Origin of the sequence: Lentzea sp. CA-135723, assembly GCF_050936595.1 — a bacterium.
Classification (GTDB): domain Bacteria; phylum Actinomycetota; class Actinomycetes; order Mycobacteriales; family Pseudonocardiaceae; genus Lentzea.
In genome coordinates, this window is sequence record NZ_JBNJMK010000001.1 from 6,658,571 (window position 1) to 6,680,979 (window position 22,409).

Sequence of the window (22,409 nt, forward strand, 5' to 3'; positions counted from 1 at the left end):
CGCTGGGGCCCGTGAGCGTGGTGTTGCTGGCCGAGGACGACCCGGCCATCGCGGAACCGCTCTCCCGCGCCCTGACGCGGGAGGGCTATTCGGTGCAGGTCGTCGGAGACGGACCGCAGGCGTTCGAGGCCGCCATCGCCGGGGGCATCGACCTCCTGGTGCTGGACCTCGGCCTCCCGGGCATGGACGGCCTCGAGGTGTGCAGGAGGCTGCGGCAGAGCGGCAGGAGCGTCCCGGTCCTGATGCTCACCGCCCGTGCCGACGAGGTCGACTTCGTGGTGGGCCTCGACGCGGGCGCCGACGACTACGTCGCCAAGCCGTTCCGCCTGGCCGAACTGATGGCCCGCATCCGAGCCCTGCTCCGCCGCCGGGCCCCCGGCACGCTGGAGGTCAACGGCGTCCGCGTGGACCTGGCCGCCCGCAGGGTCACCGTCGACGGCGGCGAGATCCAGCTGGCCAACAAGGAGTTCGAGCTCCTCAAGGTCCTGATCCAGCGAGCGGGCCAGGTCGTGAGCCGCGACGAGATCCTCTCCGAGGTCTGGAACGACCCGGACCTCAAGGGCAGCAAGACCCTGGACATGCACATGTCGTGGCTGCGCAGGAAGCTCGGCGACGGCACCCCGAACTCCGCGGAGAAGCGAATCGCGACCGTCCGCGGCCGCGGCTTCCGCTTCAACGCCGACTAGTGCGCCGCCGCATCCTGCGGGCGATCCTGCTCGCGGTCGCCGTCACCGGCATCGTCCTGGGCCTGCCCCTCGGCTACTCGGCGCTGACCCTGGTCGAGGACACCGCCCAGGGCACCCTCAACCAGCAGGCCCAGCAGATCGCCACGGCCCTGGACGACCAGCTGGCCAAGCAGGAGCCCCTCAGCATCGAGGGAGTCCGCGTCGCCATCCCGGCAGACGGCCGCCTGACCGTCATCTCCGGAGGCACCACCAAGGTCACCGGCCCGTCCCCTGGCAACGACCCCCTGACAGCAGATCTCTCGATCGCCCAGCAGGGCACGGTCCGCCTGGAAATCCCGTCGGGCCCGATGCACACCCAACAGGCCCAGGTAGCGGGCCTGGTCCTCCTCCTGCTGGCCGTCTCCGTGGGCACCGGCACCATCGTCGCCCTGGTAACGGCGCAAACGCTTGCCCGCCCCCTCGGCCACGTAGCGGCACGAGCCTCCCGCCTGGGAGCAGGCGACTTCAGGGCAGACGGCCAGCGCTACAACATCCAGGAACTCGACGCGGTCTCCGAGGCCCTCGACACCTCAGCCACGGCCCTGGCACGCCTGGTCCAACGCGAACGCGAACTGGTGGGCGACGTCTCCCACCAACTCCGCAGCCGCCTCACAGCCCTCCAACTACGCCTCGAAGCGCTGGCCGAACACCCAGAACCAGACACGGCAGCCGAAGCCAGAGCAGCCCTGGAACAGGCAGAACGCCTGGCCGCAGTCCTGGACGAACTCCTGGCTGCCGCCCGAGCAGCCCGAGCCGTAGGCGCAGAACCTCTCGAACTCCGCCCAGCCCTGACCCTGATCGCAGAAGAGTGGCGCGAACAGGTGAGAAGCCAGGGCCGAGCCCTCCGAGTCCGAGTGCCGGACGGCCTCCTGGCCAGAGCCACCCCGGCCCGCCTGCGAGAAGCAATCGGCGTACTCCTGGACAACGCCCTGCGCCACGGCGAAGGCTCAGTGGTCGTCTCAGCGAGAAGCGAAGAGGGCACCGTAGTAGTAGAGGTGAGCGACGGCGGCGCAGGAGTCCCAGACGACCTGGCGGCCCACATCTTCGAACGAGGAGTCTCGGGCGGCGGCTCGACGGGCGTGGGCCTGGCCCTGGCCAGAGCCCTGGTGGACGCGGACGGAGGCCGCCTGGAACTCTCCACGGCCCGCCCGGCGACGTTCGCGGTCTTCCTGCCCAAGCCCAAGGCCCAGGACGTGGTCGGCATCTCCTGGAAGACCCAAAGCACCCCACGCTGAGCCAGCGCAGGCTGACGCAGGGGTCCCCTCGGACTCAGGCTCCCCCGCGACCCAACGTACCGAGAGGGTCTGACACTTCCGGCCAAACCGCAGTCGCCAACGCAAGGCGACCACGCACGCAGGCCGAACGCGCGCATCCAACCGCAGTCGTCAACGCAAGCCGACCACGCACGCAGGCCAGGCGCGCGGTGCCAACCGGACAGCCGACGACGCACCCCCACCACCTACGAATCCTGGCGTGGCGACGCGGAGCGAGCCCGAACGGGCTGATCCCACTCCGGTCAGCGGTAGGGCCCATCGATTGCGATTGGGGCTTGACTTTGGGTGCGAGGTGCTACCACTAGTGGCTCGGCCGGGCCTCTTTTCAGCCCGGCCTTTTCCGGTCCGACAAGCGCCTCGCAAGGGCCCCGAAGTCAAGCCCCAATCGCCACCCCGCTCTTCGGCAGGACCTACGCAAGCACCCTCGCAACCGCAGCCCAACCAACAAAACGCGACCAACCCCCGCCACAACAGGAACCGACCTACACAACCGGAACCGGCACTCGAAGCAAGATCAGGAATGCCCCAACGCTTCCTCATCAGAATCCGAACGCACCCGCCGAACGTTCTCCTCGGGAAACACCCAGTTCTTGTACCCGTACCACCGAAACGCCATGGCAATCAGCGTCCCGATGATCTGCGCACTCAAGAAGTCGGAAACCTCCTCAGCAAACCGCGAAACATGCGGCTCCTGAAGATGGAACAAATACCGGGAGACCCACAAAGGCGCCGAGTTCAGCACGATCCCGATGCCGTTCACCAAGAAGAACAGCAGGGCCTCGTGATGCCGCTCCCGCCCCCCGCGGGTCCGGAACGACCACTCCCGGTTCAGGACGTACGACACGATCGTCGCCACCAGCGTGGCGATGATCTTCGCCGTCACGGGGTTGTTCGGGAGCACGAGCGTCTTGATCCCGAAGAACAGGACCGTGTCGATCACGAAGCAGGTGCCCCCGACCAGGGCGAACTTGACTAGTTCACGATGCTTCAGCGCGATCGACCGGATCGGCTCCGGGAACCGCGAGATCACTGTTTCGCCTAGGGACACGAGGCGAGTCTACGGAGATCGGGTGAACGTGGCGGTCCGGACGCGCTCCGGCGTCGGGGAAGACCCAGCGGCGCATGGCCCAGAACTTGAAGCCCGTGGCGAGCAGCATGCCGATGATGGAGCCGGACACGAAGTCCGCGACCTCTTCGGTCAGCGCCGAGACGAACGGCGCCTGGAGGCCGAACAGGTGGCGGGACAGCCACAGCGGCAGGATGTTGATGCCCACGCCGATGCCGCTGACCAGGAAGAACAGGGCTGCTTCGTGGTGGCGTTCGCGGCCGCCGCGGGTGTGGAAGGACCACTCGCGGGACAGGACGTACGAGGCGATGATCGCCACCAGGACGCCGATGACCTTGGCCGTGACGACCTTGTCGGTCAGCACGGTGAGCTTGAGCGCGTACCAGACGCCGTTGTCGATCAGGAACGTCGTGCCCCCGACCAGGGCGAACCTGATCAACTCGCGGTGCTTGTGCAGCAGGAACTGGAGTGGTTCGGGCAGCCGGCTCATGGCCCGGCGAACGACTGGCAGCACCTCGCCAGCTTACGGATCAAGGCGACGGTGCCTGCCTCCGGGTGTTACTTTCCGCCACCCAGAGGCGCGCCACCTGCACGTTCAGTGACGAAAGAAGATCAACATCTGATCAACTCCGCGGGGGCTCGCAGTCCGGCCAGCCGATGATGCCGCCGATCAGTCCGGGGAGCAGGCCGTGCGGCGGTTCGCACGGTTCCTCGGAACGCGGCGGGGTCGTCGTCGGAGGCGGAGACGGGACCGTCGGCACGGTCGGCGACGGCACGGTCGGCGTCTCCACCGGCGAGGTCGGCTTCGTCGGCTCGGTCACGGTGGGCGAGCCCGGCACGGTGGTGGTCGTGGTCGTCGTCGTCCCAGGCGTGGTCGGCTCGGTCGGACGGGTCGGCTTGGTCGGTTCCGTCGTCTGGGTCGGAGGCGTGGTCACCGTCGTCGTCGGCGGGTTCGGCGGTTCCTCGCCCGGCGGGTTGCCCGGCCACCCCTTCACCGGCACGGTCACGGACTTCGTGGCGTTGCCGAGCGTCGCCGTGACGGTGACCTCGCCGCCTTCGCGCCCGAACACCCAGAACGACATCCGGAACCGCTCGTCCCGAGGCAGGTCCGCGACGCAGTGGATCGCGTTGTCCCCGTCCTGCTGACACTGCCGGAACGGCGCGAACACGACGAGGTCCTTCGTGGACGTCACGTCGAGCTTCAGCGTGCCCGCGCGCGGCCCGGTGTTGCGCACCTCGACGTCCGCGCGCGGGTGGTACCAGAACACGTCCTGCCAGGTCTTCACCGTCAGGTCGAGGTCGTCGTTCACCGGCGGCACGTTGACCGCGACGCTGATGTTCACCGACACCGAGGTACCGGCGCTGATCACGCCGGTGATCGTGCCCGGCACGGCCGTGTCGGTCGCCCGCAGCCGGAACCGGAACGTCGCCTGCCCGCCTGGCGCGATCCCGGCCGGCGTGACGCAGGTGATCGTGCCGGTGCCGGCGGGGCACTCGACGGTCTGGTCGGCCGAGCCGTCCGGCTGCACCAGCCGCAGGCCGCCGAACCCGGCGGGCCCACCGGTCGAGACCACGCCGGGCGGCAGGTTCAGCACCATGCTCGCGGGCGGCGCGGCCGTGCCACTGGTGTTCCGGACGGTGACCGGGAAGTCCTTGGGCTCCTCGCCCGGCGTCAGCGTGTACCCGCTGGGCGTGGTCGGCGTGAGCGACGGCGGTGCCGGAGCGGGCGGCTCAGGCGCGGGAGGAGGTTCGGGGGCGGGCGGCGGCGCGGGCGGAGCCACCGAGGGAGGCTCCTCGGTCGTCGGCGCCGGCGGCTCGGTCGTGGGACTGGGCGTGGGGGACGGCGGAACCGGAGGAGCGGGCGGCCGGGGCGTCTGGACCTGCGTCTGCGCGGGCGGCGGCTGAATCGCCTCCACGACCGGCGCCGGTGTTTCCCCGCCCGCGGCGGCCAGCGCGATCGCCACGGCGGCGGCAACGGCGGCGGCCGATCCGCCGACCGTCACCAGCTGACGAGGAATCGCGGCACCGACGGCACCGGCCCCACCAGCGGCCGCACCGGCACCGACGACGGCGGTCGTCGTACCGGCCGTGACCAGGTACGCGGTCGCACCGACGCCCAACACCAGCGGCGCGATGAAGATCCGCAGCGCCCCGTTGACGTCCGCGAGCTCGGCGGCCAGCGCCCGGCAGCGTCCGCACTCGTCGAGGTGCGCCTCGACCTGCGTCGCCTCGCGCTTCGACAACCCGCCGCGGGTCCACGCGCCCAGCCGGTCCACGGTCGCCTTGCAGCGCTCGGTGTCCGTCTCGGCCAGGTGCATCTGGAGGTACTGCTGCTTGAGGCCCTCACGGGCGCGGTAGGCGAGCGCGGACACGCCGTTGGCCGTCAGCCCGAGGAGCGGGGCGACCTCGGCGGGCGACTGACCCTCGATCTCGGTGTGCCAGAGCACCATCTGCCAGCGCTCGGGCAGTGCGGCGAACGCGCGCGCGGCCATCGACTTCTCGAGCCCGGCCACGGCCGTGTCGCTGAACGCCACGGGCGGCGCGACGTCGGTCATGTCCTCGGTGAGGTCGACCTTCTTGTCGCGGCGGGTCTTGTCGTACGCGGTGTGGCGCAACGCCGTGAGCAGGTACGCGCGGAACGCCGAGTCGGGACCGCGGCCGGCCCTGAGCGTGTCCAGGACCTTGGCGAACGCCTCGGAGACGAGGTCGTCGGCCTCGGCCTGCGACCGGGCGAGCTGGCGGGCGAGGTTGTAGGCGGCCGAGACGTGGCGCTCGTACAACTGGCCGTAGGCGTCAATGGTCCCACCACGCACGGACTCGATGAGTTCAGCGTCGCTGGGTCCCTGGACGTCTGCAGGAACGATAGCCACGATCTTCGATTCCCTCCCTCGCGGCGCTCAGTGTGACTTACGGCGGCTGGCGGAGTCATCTGAATCCCCCGCGCGGGTTGCGTCACGATCCGGCGACGGGTGCGTCTCCCACCTGGAATCGGGAGAGCTGAGAGGAGACCGGGTGGGTGTCGCACAAGCGGAACGCCTGCTGAAGTCCAGGTGGCGCACTGCCACCATGGCCGCCGGCTGGGCGTTCCCCGCAGACTGGCCGCTCGCCGAGGTCGACGACGTGTGCGCGGCGATGCTCGACGACGCGGATCCCGGCGACGCACTGGTCCGGCTGGGCCGGGCGCGGGCGGAGGCGGGCGCGGGCCTGAGCGAGACGCTGATGGACCTCGCCGCGCTGCACGCCGTGCTGACCGACGCGTCGCACATCGTGTCGCCGAACGTCGACGCGCTCCCGTCGCGGATGCTGCGCATGACAGCGCTGGGATGGGCGGACGTGGTGACCAAGCAGGCAGGCGAATGCGCTGCCGAAGATCCTCTGACCGGGCTGGCGACAGCCGCCTACCTGCGCACACGACTGGGCGAGGTGTACCGGGAGACACCGGTCGCGCCGCTCGACTACGCGCTGGTGCTCCTCCGGCTCGACGTCCACCGCGCCACCGGCTGGTCCCGGGTCGTCGCGATGACGCTCGTGTCGGACGCGCTGCGCACCGTCTTCGACGGCGGCGAGACCCTGGCGACCCTCGGGCCGTGCGTCGCCGCGGTGCTGGTCCGAAGAGACGAGCTGCTGGCTCGAAGAGTCTCCAACCTGCGGGTTCTCGCGGCGGACAGACTCGCCGACGACCCGAACGTCCGGCCGGTCGGACCAGCGAAGGTCTGGATCGAACGGCTGCCGGACACGCACGCCGAGGCGCGTGCCCTCCTCACCTCGCTCGGGCGCTGAACCCCCTGTCCCGCGCCCAGCGGACTCCCCCCGTCCCCACCGGGGTGCTTCCCAACACGCTCAGAAGTGTTCTATTGTCCTAGTTCACTAGAACAATCTGGGGAGCGTGCGTGGTCGAGTTCCACGTTGACCGCGGCAGCGGCTTTCCCGCGTACCTGCAGCTGGGACAGCAGGTCAGGGAGGCGCTGAGGCTCGGCTGGCTCCAGCCGGGCGATCGGCTGCCGACGGTGCGCGAAGTCGTCGCCACGAGCGGCGTGAACGCGAACACCGTGCTCAAGGCCTACCGCGAGCTCGAGCTCGCCGGCCTCGTCGAAGCCCGTCAGGGCTCCGGCACCTTCGTCAAGGCCTCCTTGGGGTCCGCCGCCCCCGAGGACCTGGACCCGTTGCGCGAGGGACTCGCCAAGTGGGTCGCGGAGGCACGCTCCGCCGGGTTGGAGGACGAGGACATCTACGCGCTGCTGCGCGAAGTGCTGAGTGGGGGAGCGCAATGAGCGTGGTTGCGGCCGAAGTCTCGAAGTGGGCCGTGCGGAACGTCTCCTTCGAACTGCCGCCGGGCAGCGTCACGGCGATGGTCGGGGCCAACGGCTCCGGCAAGTCGACGCTGCTCAACGTGCTGGCCGGGCGTCTCCCGGCCGAGTCGGGGCACACGGCCGTCGCCGGCCGCGTGGCGTACGTGCCCCAGCACAAGCCGATGTACCGGTCGTTCAAGGTCGCGGACGTGCTGAACTTCGGCCGCCGCATGAACGACGTCTGGGACGAGGAGCGGGCCGACGGGTGGCTCACCCGGTTCAAGATCCCGCGCAGGCTCCAGATCGGCGACCTCTCCGGCGGCCAGCGCACGCACGTGACGCTGGCGCTCGCCCTCGGGTCGCGCCCGGACGTGCTGCTGCTCGACGAACCGCTGGCCGACCTGGACCCCCTCGCCCGGCAGCGGGTCATGCGGGAGCTGCTGACCGAGGTGAGCGACAAGGGCCTGACCCTGGTCTTCTCCACGCACGTCGTGGCGGAGATCGGAGGCGTCGCGGACCGGTTGCTGTTGTTGTCCAACGGACGCCTGCTGGTCGACGGCGACACGGACGAGCTGCTGGAGCAGCACGTTCTCTACACAGGTCCGCACGCCTCGAAATCACCCGTGGAAGGACCTGTGGTGCTCGCGAAGCACGGCAAGGCGCAGTCGACGTTCCTGGTGCGCTCCGGCGGTCAGCGGATCGACGCACCGTGGACCGCCCGGTACGTGACGCTGGAGGAGCTCGTCGTGGCGCACCTGGAGCGTGCCGCATGAGCCTCGACACGACCATCTGGCTGACCTGGCGTCAGCACCGCTGGCAGATCCTCGGCGTCGCGGCCGTCGCGCTGCTCGCCTCCTACTCGCTGATCTTCACCGAGACCGGCCCCGCGGCGATCGACTCGATGCCGATCACCGGCTTCTACGGGCTCATGGTGCAGCTCGGGTTCGGCGCGATCATCGGCATGTTCTGGGGTGCCCCGCTGCTCGCCCGCGAACTGGAGGAACGCACCTACTTCGTGGCCTGGGGCCAGGACGTCACCCCCGCGGAGTGGTTGCGCGGCAAGGTGCTCGTCCTCGGCGTGCTCGCCGTGCTGCTGGCCGTGCTGATCGGCATCGGCGACGGGTACGTCGGCTCGCGCCGGTCGTGGTCGAGCTTCGAGGCGAACCCGTTGGTGCAGGCCGGCTACGCGGTCCTCGGACTGGCGCTGGGCATCCTCGTCGGCCTGCTGACGCGGCACGTCCTGACGGCGGTCGCGGGCACGCTGGTGTTCTTCGTGTTCGTGCGGTTCCTGCTGTCCTCCGCGCGCGACTACTACCTGCCGCCGGAACGCATCATCGTGCGCTGGGAGAGCACCCCGGTCGTGCCGGCCCGCGGGTTGACGCTGAGCAGCGGGTTCATCGGCCCGGACCTCGACCCGGTGTCGGTGCCGGACAACTGCGCGCTGATCAACGAGAGCACCTGCATGCGCAACACCAAGGTCGCCATCGGCACGTACGTCGACTACCAGCCGATCGACCGCATGACGTACTTCCAGTTCTTCGAGGTCTTCTTGTGCGTGCTGCTGGCCGCAGGGTTCCTGTGGCTGGCGTTGTGGCTGCTGCGCCGGGGCGGCGGGTGGCGGCCGACGCGGGCGCACCGGAAGGTGGGCGGCGCGCCGGTGTCCGGGCCGGTGTCGGTCGTGGCCGTCAGCGGTGCGGTGGTGGTGGTCGACGAGACGGCCGCCGGGGCGGAAGCGCGGGGAGAGACCGGGTCGGTGGCGGTGCTCGTCGCGGAGTCCGACCCCGACTCGGACGTCGAGTGGATGCCCGGACTCGACGCCGATCCGGAACCCAGCCCCGCCCCTGAACCCAGCCCCGCCCCTGAACCCAGGCCCGCCCCCGAGCCCAACCCCGACCCGGACTCCACCTCGGAACCCGGCTCCACCCCGGAACCCGCCCCCACCCCGGAACCCGATCCCACCCCGGAACCCGACCCCGACGCCGAACCCGCGAGCGCCGAGGTCCCCGAGGCACCGGATCAGAGCGCGCCGGCCACCGACGCCGACAAGGCGGACGGGTAGCGCGGCCGGAACCCGAGCTCCCGCTGGGCGTGCTCGGTCGACACGATCCCGTTCCACGGGTCGAACTCCTGCTGAACGGCCTTCCCTGGGGGTAGGCCGTTCAGCAGGTGCAGTTCCAGCGCGGTCACCGGGCTGTCGTCCGCGATGTTGAAGATCCCCTCGGCCCCCGCGTCGAGCACCTTCAGCACGCCCTGGGCCACGTCCTCGTGGTGCACCATGTGCAACCGCTGGTGTGCGGGCCAGGTCGCCGCCCACCGCAGCGACTCCTCCAGGTGCGGATCCCCCTCGCCGTAGACGAACGCCAGCCGCAGCACCGCCGCCGCCCGCGTGTCCAGCACGGCCTGCTCTCCCAACGCCTTGGTGCGCGGGTAGTCGCCGAGCGCCGGGTCCGGCCCGGCGAGGTCGGTCTCCCGAGCAGGTCGCCCCAAACCGTTGGGGTACACCAGGTTCGTGCTGATGTTGACGAACTGCGGCACCTTCGCGCTCAGTTCGGCGAGGGTGCGCGTGCCGTGCACGTTCACGCCCTCGAAGTCGGTGCTCGTGCGCAGTGCGGCGGCCACGTGCACCACGGCGTCCACGCCGTCGACCAGCTCCCGCACCGCCTCGGTGTCGGCGAGTCGTGCGGTCAGCGTGCGCACGTCGTGTCCTTCGTCCCGCAGCCGGGGGATAAGCCTGCTGCCGACCCGTCCGGTCGACCCGGTCATCGCGATCTTCATGTGCTCCAGCGTCTTTCCGCGCCGCGCGGCCAGCCAGGGACAGTCGATCCCTGGCTACCTTGGAGGACATGCAAGAGCTGGCGGGCTTTCTGCGCAGCCGTCGCGAACGGTTGGCGCCGGTGCGGGACGGACGGCGGCGCACGCCCGGACGTCGCCGCGAGGAGGTGGCGGAGGCCGCGGGCATGTCCGTCGACTACTACTCGCGACTCGAACAGGCCCGTGGGCCGCATCCGTCCGTGCCCGTGCTCAACGGGCTCGCACGGGCGTTGGAGCTTGACGACGACGAGCGCGCGCACCTGTTCCGGCTGGCAGGCGAGGCCGTGCCGGAGGAACCGGCCACGAACGGCGTGCGGCCCGGCGTCCGGCTGCTGCTCGACCGGCTGCGCGACGACCTGGCCGTGGTGATCTCCGACCTCGGCGACGTGCTGGCCGCGACCCCGCGCGCCGAGGTGGTGTTTGGGGACGTCGTCGGGCGCAACCTGCTCCGGGACTTCTTCCTCGGCGACCAGAGCTGGGTGCCGGAGGAGGACCGCGAGGCCATCGCGCGTGGGCACGTCGCGGACCTGAGGGCGACTCTTGCGCGCAGGCCTACCGCACGGCCGTTGGTCGACGAGTTGATGGCGAGCCCGATGTTCGCGCGGTTGTGGGCAGGGCACGACGTGGCGGTGCGCCGGATGGCCCGCAAACGCCTGCGGCACCCGGAGGTCGGGCTGCTGGAGTTCGACTGCGAGGTGCTCAGCGCGCCCGAGCACGACCAGCGTCTCGTGATCCACGTCGCACCGGAGGGCAGCGTCACCGCGGCGCGGCTGGCTCTGCTGGTGAGCGCGGACGAAGCCGCAGGTAGGATGCCTGAACCGTGGACTCTCGTACCCGTCTCCCCGTCGTCGGAATGATCGGCGGCGGGCAGCTCGCCCGCATGACGCACCAGGCCGCGATCCCGCTCGGGCAGTCGCTTCGCGTGCTCGCAGTGTCCGAGAACGACCCCGCCGCGCTCGTCGCGCGGGACGTCGTCCTCGGCACGCACACCGACCTCGACGCGTTGCGCGCGTTCGCGAAGGGCTGCGAGGTCGTCACGTTCGACCACGAGCAGGTGCCGGGTGAGCACCTCCGCACGCTCGTCGCCGAGGGTGTGAAGGTGCACCCCGGCCCGGACGCGCTGCAGTACGCGCAGGACAAGCTGAAGATGCGCGTGCGCCTCGCCGAGCTGGGACTGCCGGTGCCGCCGTTCGCGGAGGTGCACGACGTCCGCGACGTGCTCCGCTTCGGCGCGGAGAACGGCTGGCCGTGCGTGCTGAAGTCGATCCGCGGCGGCTACGACGGCCGCGGCGTGTGGATGCTGAACACACCGCAGAGCGCCGAGCGGGTCGTGCCCGAGCTGCTGGAGGCCGGGACGCCGTTGATGGTCGAGCAGTGCGTGCCGATGCGCCGCGAGCTGGCCGCCGTCGTGGCGCGCTCGCCGTTCGGGCAGGGCGCCGCCTGGCCGGTCGTCGAGACCGTGCAGTCCGACGGCATCTGCGTCGAGGTGCTCGCCCCCGCTCCCGCGCTGGACGGCGCCGAGGCGCAGGAACTCGCGCTGAAGGTCGCCGAGGCGCTGGGCGTCGTCGGTGTGCTGGCCGTCGAGCTGTTCGAGACCGCGGACGGCGTCGTCGTGAACGAGCTCGCGATGCGCCCGCACAACTCGGGCCACTGGTCGATCGAGGGCGCGCGGACGTCCCAGTTCGAACAGCACCTGCGCGCCGTCCTCGACTACCCGCTGGGCCGCACGGACCTGATGGCGCCGGCCGTCGTCATGGCGAACGTGCTGGGAGCTGCGGAAACGCCCGCGATGGGCCCGGACGAGCGCGTGCACCACCTGTTCGCGCGGTTCCCGGACGCGCACGTGCACCTGTACGGCAAGGAGGAACGGCCGGGCCGCAAGGTCGGCCACGTGACGTTCCTCGGCAACGACATGACCGACGTCCGCTCGCGCGCACGGCTCGCGGCGGACTGGCTCTCCACGGGCGTCTGGTCAGACGGATACGACATTCACGGCGAAGAGCGGAGCGCGGAGTGACTCAGGTTGGCGTGATCATGGGCAGTGACTCGGACTGGCCGGTGATGAAGGCGGCCACCGAGGCGCTCGCCGAGTTCGACGTGCCGTTCGAGGTGAGCGTCGTCTCCGCCCACCGCACCCCGCAGCGCATGCTCGACTACGCCGGTTCGGCCGCTTCCCGCGGGTTGAAGGTGATCATCGCGGGCGCCGGCGGCGCGGCCCACCTGCCCGGCATGGTCGCCTCGGCCACCGTGCTCCCGGTGATCGGCGTGCCCGTCCCGCTGAAGTACCTCGACGGCATGGACTCGCTGCTCTCGATCGTGCAGATGCCCGCGGGCGTCCCCGTCGCCACGGTCTCCGTGGGTGGGGCCAGGAACGCCGGCCTCCTGGCCGTCCGGATGCTGGCTTCTTCCGACGTCGCGCTGCAGGAACGCATGGCGCGCTTCCAGGCAGAACTCGAGCAGCTCGTACTAGACAAGGACGCGGCTCTGCAGAAGTCCCTCTGAGTGCTCAACAGCACACCGGCGCCCGTGGTGAACGGGCGCTAACATCGTGCCGAGTACTCGCTACCGGGAGGTAACAAGGTGAACCCGAGCTTCGGCACCTACCAGCTCGCCGAGGAGCACGAGGCGCTGCGAGAGGCCGTCCGCTCGCTCGCCGAGAAGGAGATCAAGCCGCACGCGGCCGAGGTCGACGAGAACGAGCGCTTCCCGGTAGAGGCACACAACGCCCTGGTCAAGGCGGGCTTCGCGGCCGTCCACGTGCCTGAGTCGTACGACGGCCAGGGCGCGGACTCCGTCGCCACCTGCATCGTGATCGAGGAGGTGGCCCGCGTCTGCGCGTCCTCCTCCCTGATCCCGGCCGTGAACAAGCTCGGCACGATGCCGATCCTGCTCTCGGCCTCCGAAGAGCTGAAGCAGCTCGTCATGCCGTCCATCGCCTCGGGCGAGGCCATGGCCTCCTACGCCCTGTCCGAGCGCGAGGCGGGCTCCGACACCGCGTCCATGCGCACCCGCGCGGTCCGCGACGGCGACGACTGGGTCCTCAACGGCACCAAGTGCTGGATCACCAACGCCGGCGAGTCCACCTGGTACACCGTCATGGCCGTGACGGACCCCAACGCGGCCAAGAAGTCCGCGGGCATCTCGGCGTTCGTCGTGCACAAGGACGACCCGGGCTTCTCGGTCGGCCCCAAGGAGCGCAAGCTCGGCATCAAGGGCTCGCCGACCCGCGAGATCTACTTCGAGAACTGCACGATCCCTTCTTCGCGCATCATCGGCGAGCCGGGCACGGGCCTCAAGACGGCGTTGAAGACGTTGGACCACACGCGTCCCACGATCGGCGCCCAGGCAGTCGGCATCGCCCAGGGCGCGCTGGAGGCCGCGGTCGCGTACGTCAAGGACCGCAAGCAGTTCGGCAAGTCCATCTCGGACTTCCAGGGCGTCCAGTTCATGCTGGCCGACATGGCGATGAAGATCGAGGCGGCCCGCCACATGGTCTACGTCGCCGCGGCCAAGGCAGAACGAGGCGAGCCGAACATCGGCTTCATCACGGCGGCCGCCAAGTGCTTCGCCTCCGACGTGGCCATGGAGGTCACCACCGACGCCGTCCAGCTGTTCGGCGGCGCGGGCTACACCCGCGACTTCCCGGTGGAGCGCATGATGCGCGACGCCAAGATCACCCAGATCTACGAGGGCACGAACCAGATCCAGCGCGTCGTCATGTCGCGCGCCGTCCTCAACGGCTAGAGGCTCCGCGTCGTCGTCCCGCTCACCTCATCGAGCGGGACGACGACGCAGCCGCGCAGCTCGCGGATTACCGCCGAGGCGAGTACCCGGCGCACTGCGGGGTCGTCGTACGTGAAGTTCCCGGCAGCAGCGATCGTCGGCACCAACACGCTCTTCTTGTAGAGCACTCCCCGGACGCCCACGACCGGGCAGTCCTTCACGCGCACGGTCACCGCTCCCCGTTGCAGCGCAGGACACATGCGCATCGCCACCGGAACGCACGCCAGGCACACCGGCGGCTCGACGGAAGCCATCCCGTTCGGCCACTTCGGCCAGTCGCCGCGATGATCTCGTTGCAGCCACAGGACTCCGTCGTCGTTCACGTCCGCCGGACCGCCGCAAACCTGACACAGCAACAGTTCCATCGCGCGCCTTTGCCGCAGCGGATGGACTCTCGCGAACTCTGGCCGTCCAACCCGGTGCCGCAATGCGGTCTGCTGCCACAGCACCCCGTGCCGGTCGCGGTCGCTCAGCAACTCGGTGGCAAACCCGATGCTGTGGTCAGCCCGCTCGACCAGCGTGCACGGCAGGTCCTGTTCAGCACTCCACGCGGTGACGTACGGCGCGATGACACCAGGCATGTCGGCCACCCGTTCTTTATAGAACTTACCTCAGCCAGTGAAGCAAGTTCTATAAAGAACTGCAAGTCAGTCTTCTGCGGTGAACTTGTACTCGAGGATGTAGGCCGCCGAGTCGAGGACCATCTCGCTGACCTCGACGGGCTGGTCGGAGGCGGTGTACGCGGTCCTCGTGATCAGGACGATCGGCATGTCCGGCGTGAGGTCGAGGGCCTTGCGCTCAGCTTCACGCGGCGTGCGCACCCGCAGTTCTTCGCGGAACCTGACGGGTTCGTGGCCGAGGTCCCTGAGCCTGGCGTAGGCGCCGCCGTCGCCGGTGTCGATCTCGGTGATCGCGGAGTCCGCGACCAGGGACTCCGGGTAGTACGACGTCGCGACCTGCACCGGCTTGTCGTCGACCACGTAGGTGCGCCGCCGGACGACCGCGGTGGCGTTCTCGCCGAGTTCCAGCACCGCGGCGATCGGAGCGGGCGGGACCTCCACGGCGACGGAGACGTTCTCCGTCCTCGGACGCGTGCCGACGTCGGTGGCCCAGATCGGCCGGCCCGATCCCCATGACGCGCTCGACCGCAGCCGGTCGGGAGACACGCGCCGGATCGGCTTGAACTCGCGGACGAACGTTCCGGAGCCCCGCTTCGCGATGATCAGGCCTTCGGACTTCAGCACGTCCAAGGCGTGACGCGCGGTCAGGTTCGCGACGCCGTAGCGGCTGATGATGTCGTTCTCGCCGGGAACCTTGCTGCCGGGCGGGAGCTCGCCGGAGTCGATCTGCCGCCGGAGGTCGTCCGCGATCTCGCGATAGCCAACCCGCCCTGGCTGGGCGCTGTCGGTCACGAGCTACCTCCTCGGCGGGGTGTATGTACAGCGACCAAAGTACCCGGCGCCCCCGCCAGGCCGTTCAGCACTCGTCCAGCGATCCGGCGATCATCGCGCCCAACCAGTTGGCGTAGCCGAGGTTCAGGCTCTCCCACTCGGGCAGCCCCGGCTCCAACTGGTGCACCGCCAGCCGCCCTTTCCCGGTGACGGCCAACGCGTACCGGTCCCCGCGAACGTGCTCGGCGACCAGCATCCGCCCGTCCTCGACGTGCACCGCCGGCAACTCGGCGGACCCGCTCCCGAACACGCGGAGCCGCCCGTCGACCACCAGCCCGCCGGTGTGCAGCACCACCGCGCCCAGCCACGAGTCAGCCGCGATGCCCAGTTCCGCCACGAGCGCGGGCGCCTGAGAGCTCGGCTCCAGCACGGTCACCGGGTACGGCGACGCGGCGACGGACCGGGTCACCGCCTCCCACGCGGACTTCTTCACGCCGCGCAGTCTCGCAGCTGTCAGGGCACCACCGACAAGAACGTCAGGCCGCCACGCAGGTGCCGATCGCCTCGCCCACCGCGCCCTTCGCCCCCAGCACGCAAGGCGACGAAGCCGTCAGGGACTTGTCGGCGAGCTGCTGCCCGAACGCGATCGCCACGTTCATCATCCGCGTCGGGCTCCCGCTGTCCACGGCCGCCTTCACCGCCGCGGAACGTGCTTCCTCGGTGGTGCAAGAAAGATCCGTGCCGAACCCGGCAACGCGGGGCAGCCACAGGGCCTGGCTGCCGGCGCTGCACGGCACGACGTCCCAGCGGGTGGCAGACGCGTGCGCCGAAGGTGCGGACAGCACGGCGGTGCCGAGCACGAGGGCCAGAGCAACGAGGAAACGTCCCATGGCCCAGAACGTAACCACAGCCGACGCCCACTACCGGGGGAACCGTTGGCGCGAAAGGTGATTACGCAGTGAGAACAGGCCACAAAGGACCTACAGCGTGGCGAGGACCTCGGCCAGGCGCTCGTAGGAGCGGCCCGCTCCGTCGGACATGCCGGTGGCGAGCACGGCGTCACGGGCTTCCTGCGACACCAACGTCATGGTGGTGGTCATGACGGTCTGGCCGCCCTCCTCCACGAAGGTAACCGTCGTCAGCGCCGGCGGGTTGTCCTCGAAGATCTCGGTGTTGACGATCCGGGAGAACGGCGTGACCTCGGTGTACTCGCCGTACATCTCGAACGCCGACGAGCCGTCCGGCTGGGCCCAGCCGTAGCGCCACTTGCCGCCCACGCGCAGGTCGACCTCGCAGATCGGCATCTCCCAGCCGTCGGGGCCGAGCAGCCAGCGGCGGAGCAGCTCAGGCGTGGTGAAAGCCTTCCACACCAACGAAGCCGGCGCGTCGAACGTGCGCGACATCGCGATCTCGGTGTCGGACGGGAGGGTCACGGTCGTGCCGAACTTGACGGTGGTCATTTCTCGTTCTCCTTCATCTCGGTCAACAGCTCGTCCAGGCGTGCGTAGCTCGCATCCCAGAAGCGGCGGTAGTTCTCTGCCCACACGGAAACCTCCCGCAGAGGTGTCGCGTCGAGTTGGCAGGGACGCCACTGGGCCTCCCTGCCGCGGGTGATCAGGCCTGCCTTCTCCAGCACGCGCAGGTGTTTGGAGATCGCCGGGCCGCTGATGTCGAACGGCTCGGAGAGCTCCTTCACCGTTGCCGGACCGTCCGTGAGCCGCGCGAGGATCGCGCGACGGGTCGGGTCCGCCAGTGCGGCGAAGGTGGCGCTCAGCTGGTCCATCTCGTACCTAACCACTTGGTTATCTAACCTCTGGGTTAAGTAGACCCATGGACCGCGCGCCTGTCAACCCCAACTTCAAGATCAACAGACGGATAGCGCTTTCCAATGTGGTGCATCAAAAGCGAAAATGGGCCGGATGGACCGGGTTCTAAGAGGCATGGAATCGGAGCGGGACTGAACAGAGTAATGTCCAAATTGCCGCTGGACAGCAGGTCAGAGGCCTCGCTACGTTCGAAAAGCCGCAAGTGAACCTCGTTTAGTGAGGTATTTCGAATGAGAGCGAAAAGAACTGTTTCTTTAGCGTTTGGATTTGTGCTGGCAGCTGCCGTGCTCGTGCCGACCGCGCAGGCGGCACCGAACGGCAGCTCCAGCAGCCTGGCCAGAACCTCCGACAACAAGATCCAGACGACCGCCTCGGTCGAGCAGTACTGGACCGCGGAGCGCATGGCCACCGCGATCCCGGCGCAGGCCCCTGCCACGGTGAAGGCCGCTACCCCACACCAGCCCTCGGGTCGTGCGGGCAGCATCGAGGGCGTCGCACCCTCGGTGAAGGTCCAGAACCAGCAGGCGCAAGGCATCGGGACGATGCTCAACGAGTCGCAGACGGTCGGGAAGGTGTTCTTCACCAACCCGCAGAACGGCCTGAACTACGTCTGCTCCGGCGCGACCGTCAGCAGTGGCAAGAGGAAGCTCGTCCAGACGGCGGGCCACTGCGTGCACGGCGGCGCCGGCGGTACCTGGATGTCCAACTGGGCGTTCGTGCCCCGCTACCGCAACGGCGCGCGGCCGTTCGGCACGTGGAGCGCGTACACGTTGACCACGCGCACGGCGTGGATCAACTCCAGCAGCCTCGACGAGGACATGGGCATCGTCGTCATGAACACCCTCGGCGGCAACTCGATCGCCAACGTCGTGGGTGGCAACGGGTTGCGCTGGAACTGGGGCTACTCGGTGTTCGTCACGATCCTCGGCTACCCTGCGGGTCCGCCGTTCACCGGTGAGCTGCAGTACTTCTGCCAGGGCACGACGTGGGCCGGCGAAGGCCAGCAGTTGCGTGCCTGGTGCAACATGACCGGCGGTTCGTCCGGCGGTCCGTGGTTGCAGGACTACAACGACCAGAACGGGCTGGGCTACATCAACAGCGTGGTCAGCCACCGCCACAGCGACCCGAACCAGATGGACGGGCCGTACTTCGACAACGACATCAAGAGCCTCTACGACTTCGCGGAGTCACTGTCCCCGTGACGTCGAATTCCGTTGGCCGGGCGCGGAGATCCCGCTCCCGGCCTTCGGGCAACCAATCGCCCGCCACCCTCCGTCCTAGCCACATGAGCACCCGAGCCGTACTCGCCGTCCTGCTCCTCACCGCCACGGCCGCCTGCTCCGGCGCGCCGGACAGCAGCCAGGGCGCGAACCTGCGCGGCCAGGTCTACGTCTCGTCGTCCGTGCAGGAGCAGGGCAAGCCGCGCGCCCTGGTCGAGGGCACGAGCATCGAGCTCAGATTCACCGACGACGACCGGCTCCTCGCCAGTGCGGGCTGCAACCAGATGCAGGGCCCGGTGACGCTCGACGACGGCAGGATCTCCGTCGCCGACCTCGGCATGACGGCGATGGGCTGCCCCAAACCCGAGCTGCACGAACAGGACACGTGGCTGTCGAAGCTCCTCACCGCCAAGCCCGCGTGGAAGCTCGACGGCACCGATCTCGTCATCACCGGCAGCGACGCGGAGATCGTGCTGGCGACCGAGAAGCCCGCCACCCTGGAGGGCGCCTGGACCGTCGACGGCATCGTCGCGAAGGACTCCGTGTCGTCCGTTCCGGCGGGCGCCAAGGCGACGATCACGTTCAAGGACGGCACCATCGCGGTCGACACGGGCTGCAACCTGAACGGCACCCCGCACCCGTACGAGCTGGACGGCAAGAAGATCAAGGCGGAGCTCGGCCCCGTCACCAAGAAGGGATGCGGCCCCGAGGGCGAGGTCGAGCAGGCCGTGCTCGACGCGTTCACGGGTAGCGAGACCACGTACGCGATCAACCGCTCCACGCTCACCCTGACCGGCGCGTCGGGTGCCGGCGTGACGCTCAAGAAGTAGGGCAGGCCATGGGACTCCGCGCAACGGTCGTCGTCCTCACCTTGCTCGTCGCCGGATGCGGCGCCCAGCAGTCCGGGGGAGCAGGAAACACCCTGCGGGGCAAGGATTTCACGTCAACCTCGGTCACCGACCAGGGCAAGCCGCGCGCCCTGGTCGAGGGCACGAGGATCGAGCTGAGGTTCACCGACGACGGCAGGCTGCTCGCCGACGCCGGCTGCAACCACATGGGCGGCCAGGTGAGCACGGACGGAGGCAAGCTCGCGGTCGACGGTCTCAGCGTCACCGACATGGCCTGTCCCGAGCCCGGTACGGGGGAGCAGGACGCCTGGCTGTCGAAGCTGCTCACCGCCCAGCCGTCCTGGCGGCTCGACGGCGAGAACCTCGTGGTCACCGGCTCGAACGCGGAGATCGTGCTCAAACCCGAGCAGCCCGCCACGCTGGAGGGCACCTGGACCGTTGACGCCCTCCTGCGGCTGGACGGCGCTTCGCCCGTGCCCGAAGGCGCGAAGGTGACCGTCACCTTCAAGGACGGCACTGTCGCCGTGGACAGCGGCTGCAACCGCAACGGCAACGCCGTGCCCTACGTGCTGGAGGGCAAGACGATCAAGGCGCGGCTCGGGCCCCAGACCCTCAGGTCGTGCGGCGCGGTGGACGCGGTCGAGGCCGCCGTGAACACGGCGTTCGAGACCGGTTCGGTCACCTACGAGATCAACCGCTCCACGCTCACCCTGAGCAACGCCGCGGACTCGGGCGTTCAGCTGCGGAAGTGACCTGCGAACCTAAGGACTCGCTGTTGGCTTCCTGTCGAAATCATGAGGTCGTTCAAACCTGCACTACTTTTGGTTCGAGGTTGAACGACCTATGGCTGAACAGGATCGGGGAGCAAACAACATGGTCAAGGACATCGCCGCACTCATCGGGCGCATCGCCGTCGGCATCGTCTTCGTCGCGCACGGCTGGCAGAAGTTCACCGAGTGGGGCATGGCCGGCACCGCCGGGTCTTTCGACAAGATGGGCGTGCCGCTGCCGACGCTGTCCGCCTGGTTCGCCGCGGTCGTCGAGCTCGCCGGTGGCCTCGCGCTGATCGCCGGCGTGGCGCTGCCCGCCGTGGGCATCCTGCTCGCGGCCGACATGCTCGGCGCGTGGCTGCTCGTGCACCTGCCGAACGGCCTGACCGGCGAGGGCGGCGCGGAGCTCGTGATCGTGCTCGGCGCGGCCGCCCTGGCGCTCGGCTTCAACGGTGGTGCCTACTCGCTGGACCGCGTGCTGTTCAAGAACAACAAGATGCTCAACCCAGCTGCTGCGTGATCTTCTCGCTGTCCCGGCGCGCGGCCGTCCGGCCCGCGTCGGGACTGCTCACCTGCACGAGTGAGCCACCGGCCGCGAGCACGGCCAGAAACCCTTCCAGCACAGCGGTTGCGGAGTCCCACTCCAGAGTGGACAGCAAGCGCGGTTCGGAGCCCAGCTTCTCGCCCGCCGCACGAGCGGCCGCGACCACCTCGTCCACAGTGGACTCGCCCAGAGCGGGTGCGTCACCAGGAACCGGTTCCCACGGCAGGAAGTCGTCGCCGTGCACGCGCACGTCGTCGTTGTAGTCGACCGGCGCGCCCGAACCCAGGCCCAGCGGGTGCAGCGACGCCACGGCCACGACGTCCGCGTCCGCCGTGCCACCGGGCGGCACGATCGCCACCTTCGCCGGAACGTCGGCCCCGACCACGCGGGCACCGGCCCACCAGGCGCCGAGCAGCACGCCGACGGTCGCCCAGTGCGCGGGCAGCAGGACCGCCACCGCGTCACCCGGCTCGACGTCGTGCTCGTCGCGCAGCCAGTTCGCCGTCTTCGCGGCCCAGTTCTTCACCGTCGCCCGCGACAGCTCGATCCGCGTGTCCGCCGCGTCGTCGTAGTGCGTGATCAGCGGACGGCCGGGATCGGCCTTGAGCAACGGCGTGAAGAGGATCTCGGTGACGCTCACGCGGTGACTCCTAGTCGACGCAGGGCACATCCTGACGGGCCTCGACGGCGTGCGCGCCGTCCAGCGAGAGCAGCTTTTCAGGACCGAACCGCGACGGCGCGGCCGGGGTCGAGGACACCACCGACGACGAGGAAGGCGGCGTGGGCGTCGCGGTCTCGCCGATCTGCTGCGCCACCCACGCCTTCACGGCCTCGCGGTCCACCGTCACGATGCTCTGCCCGCGCTCGTTGCGGGCGTCGATGCTCGTCACCGGGATCGTGGCGAACTCCACGTTGCCCGACGCGAGGCCCTGCGCCTGCGCCGCCAGCGTCGCCAGGTCGAGCTTCTGGTCCACCACAACGGACTTCGACACGGCGTCCAGCAGGCCGCTCATCTTGCCGGGGTCGGTGAACGTGCCTGCGGACAGCAGCTGCTTCATCGCCTGCGACATGAACACCTGCTGCCGCGTGATGCGACCCAGGTCACCACCGGGCATGTTCCGCTGCCGCACGAACGACAGCGCGTCACCGCCCGAGATCGTCTGCGGCCCCGCGCGGAAGTTCGCGCCGGAGTTCGGGTCCGACGTACCGGCCTTCAGGCACACCTGCACGCCACCGATGACCTCGGTCAGCAGGTAGAAGCCGTAGAGGTTGATCTCCGCGTAGTGGTCGACGCGCATGCCCGTGAGGTCCTGCACGGCCTGGACGAGTGCCTTGCGGCCCGCCTCGTCGGACCGCCGTTCGCGCTCGGCCTGGTCGCTCACGCCCTCAGCCTGCAGCCGTTCCGCGGTCAGGTACTTCACCGCGCCGTAGGCAGCGTTGATCTTGTCGTCGCGGTAGCCGGCGATCGGCAGGTACGTGTCGCGGGGAATCGAGATCGCGCTCGCCTTGCCTCCGTTGCGGGGCACGCGCATCACGATGATCGTGTCCGTGTTCACCGTGTCGGTGCCCTCGGTGCGCAGCTTGCGCAACACGTCCGCGGGAAGCGGGCGGCCCTGGGCGTCCGTCCGGCTGTCGCTGCCCACCAGCAGGATGTCGATCGCGCCGTCGTCCACGGGCGGCGAGTTCGGGATGTCCTCCAGCACCTGGAGGATCTGCGTGGTGTTGGTGTTCTGCTGCACCAGCCGCAGCGCGGTCCAGAAGTAGCCGGAGAACGCCAACGTTGTCACGGCCACCAGCGCGACGACCGTACGGCCCAGCACCCGTGCGGTCTTCTTCGCGCGTGCGGCAGTGCTCAACGTCCG

Annotated in this window: 26 protein-coding genes; 14 read left to right on the forward strand and 12 right to left on the reverse strand. The window is 69.5% G+C overall.

All coding sequences use genetic code 11. From position 1 onward, the window contains the following. Positions 1-11 precede the first annotated feature (11 nt). Complete coding sequence (locus ACQEU1_RS31195) at positions 12-686, forward strand: response regulator transcription factor (protein WP_285644049.1); 675 nt, start codon at positions 12-14, stop codon at positions 684-686. Continuing rightward, the gene (locus ACQEU1_RS31200; protein ID WP_433209408.1) at positions 686-1,960 is read left to right on the forward strand and encodes an ATP-binding protein; all 1,275 of its coding nucleotides are present in this window, start codon (positions 686-688) and stop codon (positions 1,958-1,960) included. Before ACQEU1_RS31195 ends, ACQEU1_RS31200 begins: the two co-directional genes overlap by 1 nt. 553 nt (positions 1,961-2,513) lie before the next feature. On the opposite strand, the gene ACQEU1_RS31205 is transcribed toward ACQEU1_RS31200, so the two are convergent. From ACQEU1_RS31205 to ACQEU1_RS31215, 3 genes are all read right to left on the reverse strand, one after another. Continuing rightward, positions 2,514-3,047: a GtrA family protein gene (locus ACQEU1_RS31205; RefSeq protein ID WP_433209411.1), complete on the reverse strand. Its 534-nt coding sequence runs from the start codon at positions 3,045-3,047 to the stop codon at positions 2,514-2,516. Continuing rightward, positions 2,977-3,576 (reverse strand): GtrA family protein, encoded by a 600-nt coding sequence (locus ACQEU1_RS31210; protein ID WP_433211886.1) that lies wholly within the window; start codon positions 3,574-3,576, stop codon positions 2,977-2,979. Before ACQEU1_RS31210 ends, ACQEU1_RS31205 begins: the two co-directional genes overlap by 71 nt. Before the next feature lie 112 nt (positions 3,577-3,688). Then, positions 3,689-5,935, reverse strand: coding sequence for a sigma-70 family RNA polymerase sigma factor (locus tag ACQEU1_RS31215; protein WP_433209414.1), 2,247 nt, complete (start codon positions 5,933-5,935; stop codon positions 3,689-3,691). Between the two features lie 142 nt (positions 5,936-6,077). Here ACQEU1_RS31215 and ACQEU1_RS31220 point away from each other — a divergent pair, with 142 nt between their 5' ends. The 4 genes from ACQEU1_RS31220 (at position 6,078) to ACQEU1_RS31235 (ending at position 9,413) form a co-directional block, all read left to right on the forward strand. After that, positions 6,078-6,845: a GGDEF domain-containing protein gene (locus tag ACQEU1_RS31220; RefSeq protein ID WP_433209417.1), complete on the forward strand. Its 768-nt coding sequence runs from the start codon at positions 6,078-6,080 to the stop codon at positions 6,843-6,845. Positions 6,846-6,955: 110 nt separating this feature from the next. Beyond that, entirely contained in the window at positions 6,956-7,336 is a 381-nt protein-coding gene (locus ACQEU1_RS31225) for a GntR family transcriptional regulator (RefSeq protein WP_382443489.1), read from the forward strand. Then, positions 7,333-8,127 (forward strand): ATP-binding cassette domain-containing protein, encoded by a 795-nt coding sequence (locus tag ACQEU1_RS31230; RefSeq protein ID WP_433209421.1) that lies wholly within the window; start codon positions 7,333-7,335, stop codon positions 8,125-8,127. The genes ACQEU1_RS31225 and ACQEU1_RS31230 overlap by 4 nt, the downstream gene beginning before the upstream one ends. Further along, positions 8,124-9,413 carry a hypothetical protein gene (locus ACQEU1_RS31235; RefSeq protein ID WP_433209424.1) on the forward strand — a complete coding sequence of 430 codons (1,290 nt, stop codon included), beginning with the start codon at positions 8,124-8,126 and terminating at the stop codon, positions 9,411-9,413. The genes ACQEU1_RS31230 and ACQEU1_RS31235 overlap by 4 nt, the downstream gene beginning before the upstream one ends. On the opposite strand, the gene ACQEU1_RS31240 is transcribed toward ACQEU1_RS31235, so the two are convergent. After that, positions 9,371-10,129: an NAD-dependent epimerase/dehydratase family protein gene (locus ACQEU1_RS31240; protein WP_433209427.1), complete on the reverse strand. Its 759-nt coding sequence runs from the start codon at positions 10,127-10,129 to the stop codon at positions 9,371-9,373. The two genes, ACQEU1_RS31235 and ACQEU1_RS31240, sit on opposite strands and share 43 nt — an antisense overlap. Before the next feature lie 68 nt (positions 10,130-10,197). Here ACQEU1_RS31240 and ACQEU1_RS31245 point away from each other — a divergent pair, with 68 nt between their 5' ends. The 4 genes from ACQEU1_RS31245 (at position 10,198) to ACQEU1_RS31260 (ending at position 13,909) form a co-directional block, all read left to right on the forward strand. After that, positions 10,198-11,022: a helix-turn-helix transcriptional regulator gene (locus ACQEU1_RS31245; protein ID WP_433209430.1), complete on the forward strand. Its 825-nt coding sequence runs from the start codon at positions 10,198-10,200 to the stop codon at positions 11,020-11,022. Next, a complete protein-coding gene (locus tag ACQEU1_RS31250; RefSeq protein ID WP_433209433.1) occupies positions 10,986-12,182 on the forward strand; it encodes a 5-(carboxyamino)imidazole ribonucleotide synthase in 1,197 nt (398 codons plus the stop codon). The genes ACQEU1_RS31245 and ACQEU1_RS31250 overlap by 37 nt, the downstream gene beginning before the upstream one ends. Beyond that, positions 12,179-12,667, forward strand: a complete 489-nt coding sequence (gene purE, locus ACQEU1_RS31255; protein WP_433209436.1) for a 5-(carboxyamino)imidazole ribonucleotide mutase — start codon at positions 12,179-12,181, stop codon at positions 12,665-12,667. Before ACQEU1_RS31250 ends, purE begins: the two co-directional genes overlap by 4 nt. Before the next feature lie 78 nt (positions 12,668-12,745). Beyond that, a complete protein-coding gene (locus tag ACQEU1_RS31260) occupies positions 12,746-13,909 on the forward strand; it encodes an acyl-CoA dehydrogenase (RefSeq protein WP_433209439.1) in 1,164 nt (387 codons plus the stop codon). Here the strand turns inward: ACQEU1_RS31260 and ACQEU1_RS31265 are convergent. The 6 genes from ACQEU1_RS31265 to ACQEU1_RS31290 form a co-directional block, all read right to left on the reverse strand. Further along, a complete protein-coding gene (locus ACQEU1_RS31265; RefSeq protein WP_433209442.1) occupies positions 13,906-14,529 on the reverse strand; it encodes a hypothetical protein in 624 nt (207 codons plus the stop codon). The two genes, ACQEU1_RS31260 and ACQEU1_RS31265, sit on opposite strands and share 4 nt — an antisense overlap. A gap of 66 nt (positions 14,530-14,595) precedes the next feature. Beyond that, the gene (locus tag ACQEU1_RS31270; protein WP_433209445.1) at positions 14,596-15,360 is read right to left on the reverse strand and encodes a GntR family transcriptional regulator; all 765 of its coding nucleotides are present in this window, start codon (positions 15,358-15,360) and stop codon (positions 14,596-14,598) included. Positions 15,361-15,424: 64 nt separating this feature from the next. After that, positions 15,425-15,832: a DUF2625 family protein gene (locus tag ACQEU1_RS31275; protein ID WP_433209448.1), complete on the reverse strand. Its 408-nt coding sequence runs from the start codon at positions 15,830-15,832 to the stop codon at positions 15,425-15,427. 43 nt (positions 15,833-15,875) lie between these two features. Further along, positions 15,876-16,229, reverse strand: coding sequence for a hypothetical protein (locus ACQEU1_RS31280; protein ID WP_433209451.1), 354 nt, complete (start codon positions 16,227-16,229; stop codon positions 15,876-15,878). A gap of 90 nt (positions 16,230-16,319) precedes the next feature. Continuing rightward, positions 16,320-16,799, reverse strand: a complete 480-nt coding sequence (locus ACQEU1_RS31285) for an SRPBCC family protein (RefSeq protein WP_433209454.1) — start codon at positions 16,797-16,799, stop codon at positions 16,320-16,322. Continuing rightward, positions 16,796-17,122, reverse strand: a complete 327-nt coding sequence (locus ACQEU1_RS31290) for an ArsR/SmtB family transcription factor (RefSeq protein WP_433211889.1) — start codon at positions 17,120-17,122, stop codon at positions 16,796-16,798. Before ACQEU1_RS31290 ends, ACQEU1_RS31285 begins: the two co-directional genes overlap by 4 nt. Before the next feature lie 312 nt (positions 17,123-17,434). On the opposite strand from ACQEU1_RS31290, the gene ACQEU1_RS31295 reads away from it, so the two are divergent. The 4 genes from ACQEU1_RS31295 (at position 17,435) to ACQEU1_RS31310 (ending at position 20,523) form a co-directional block, all read left to right on the forward strand. Continuing rightward, positions 17,435-18,367, forward strand: coding sequence for a trypsin-like serine peptidase (locus tag ACQEU1_RS31295; RefSeq protein ID WP_433209457.1), 933 nt, complete (start codon positions 17,435-17,437; stop codon positions 18,365-18,367). Between the two features lie 83 nt (positions 18,368-18,450). After that, positions 18,451-19,215: an META domain-containing protein gene (locus tag ACQEU1_RS31300; RefSeq protein ID WP_433209460.1), complete on the forward strand. Its 765-nt coding sequence runs from the start codon at positions 18,451-18,453 to the stop codon at positions 19,213-19,215. An 8-nt stretch (positions 19,216-19,223) separates the two neighbouring features. Further along, positions 19,224-19,985, forward strand: coding sequence for an META domain-containing protein (locus ACQEU1_RS31305; RefSeq protein WP_433209463.1), 762 nt, complete (start codon positions 19,224-19,226; stop codon positions 19,983-19,985). Positions 19,986-20,106: 121 nt separating this feature from the next. Beyond that, a complete protein-coding gene (locus ACQEU1_RS31310) occupies positions 20,107-20,523 on the forward strand; it encodes a DoxX family protein (RefSeq protein WP_433209466.1) in 417 nt (138 codons plus the stop codon). Here the strand turns inward: ACQEU1_RS31310 and ACQEU1_RS31315 are convergent. Both ACQEU1_RS31315 and ACQEU1_RS31320 read right to left on the reverse strand, forming a co-directional pair. Further along, positions 20,504-21,187 carry a TIGR03089 family protein gene (locus ACQEU1_RS31315; protein ID WP_433209469.1) on the reverse strand — a complete coding sequence of 228 codons (684 nt, stop codon included), beginning with the start codon at positions 21,185-21,187 and terminating at the stop codon, positions 20,504-20,506. The two genes, ACQEU1_RS31310 and ACQEU1_RS31315, sit on opposite strands and share 20 nt — an antisense overlap. Before the next feature lie 10 nt (positions 21,188-21,197). Beyond that, positions 21,198-22,403, reverse strand: coding sequence for an LCP family protein (locus tag ACQEU1_RS31320; protein WP_433209472.1), 1,206 nt, complete (start codon positions 22,401-22,403; stop codon positions 21,198-21,200). Positions 22,404-22,409 lie beyond the last annotated feature (6 nt).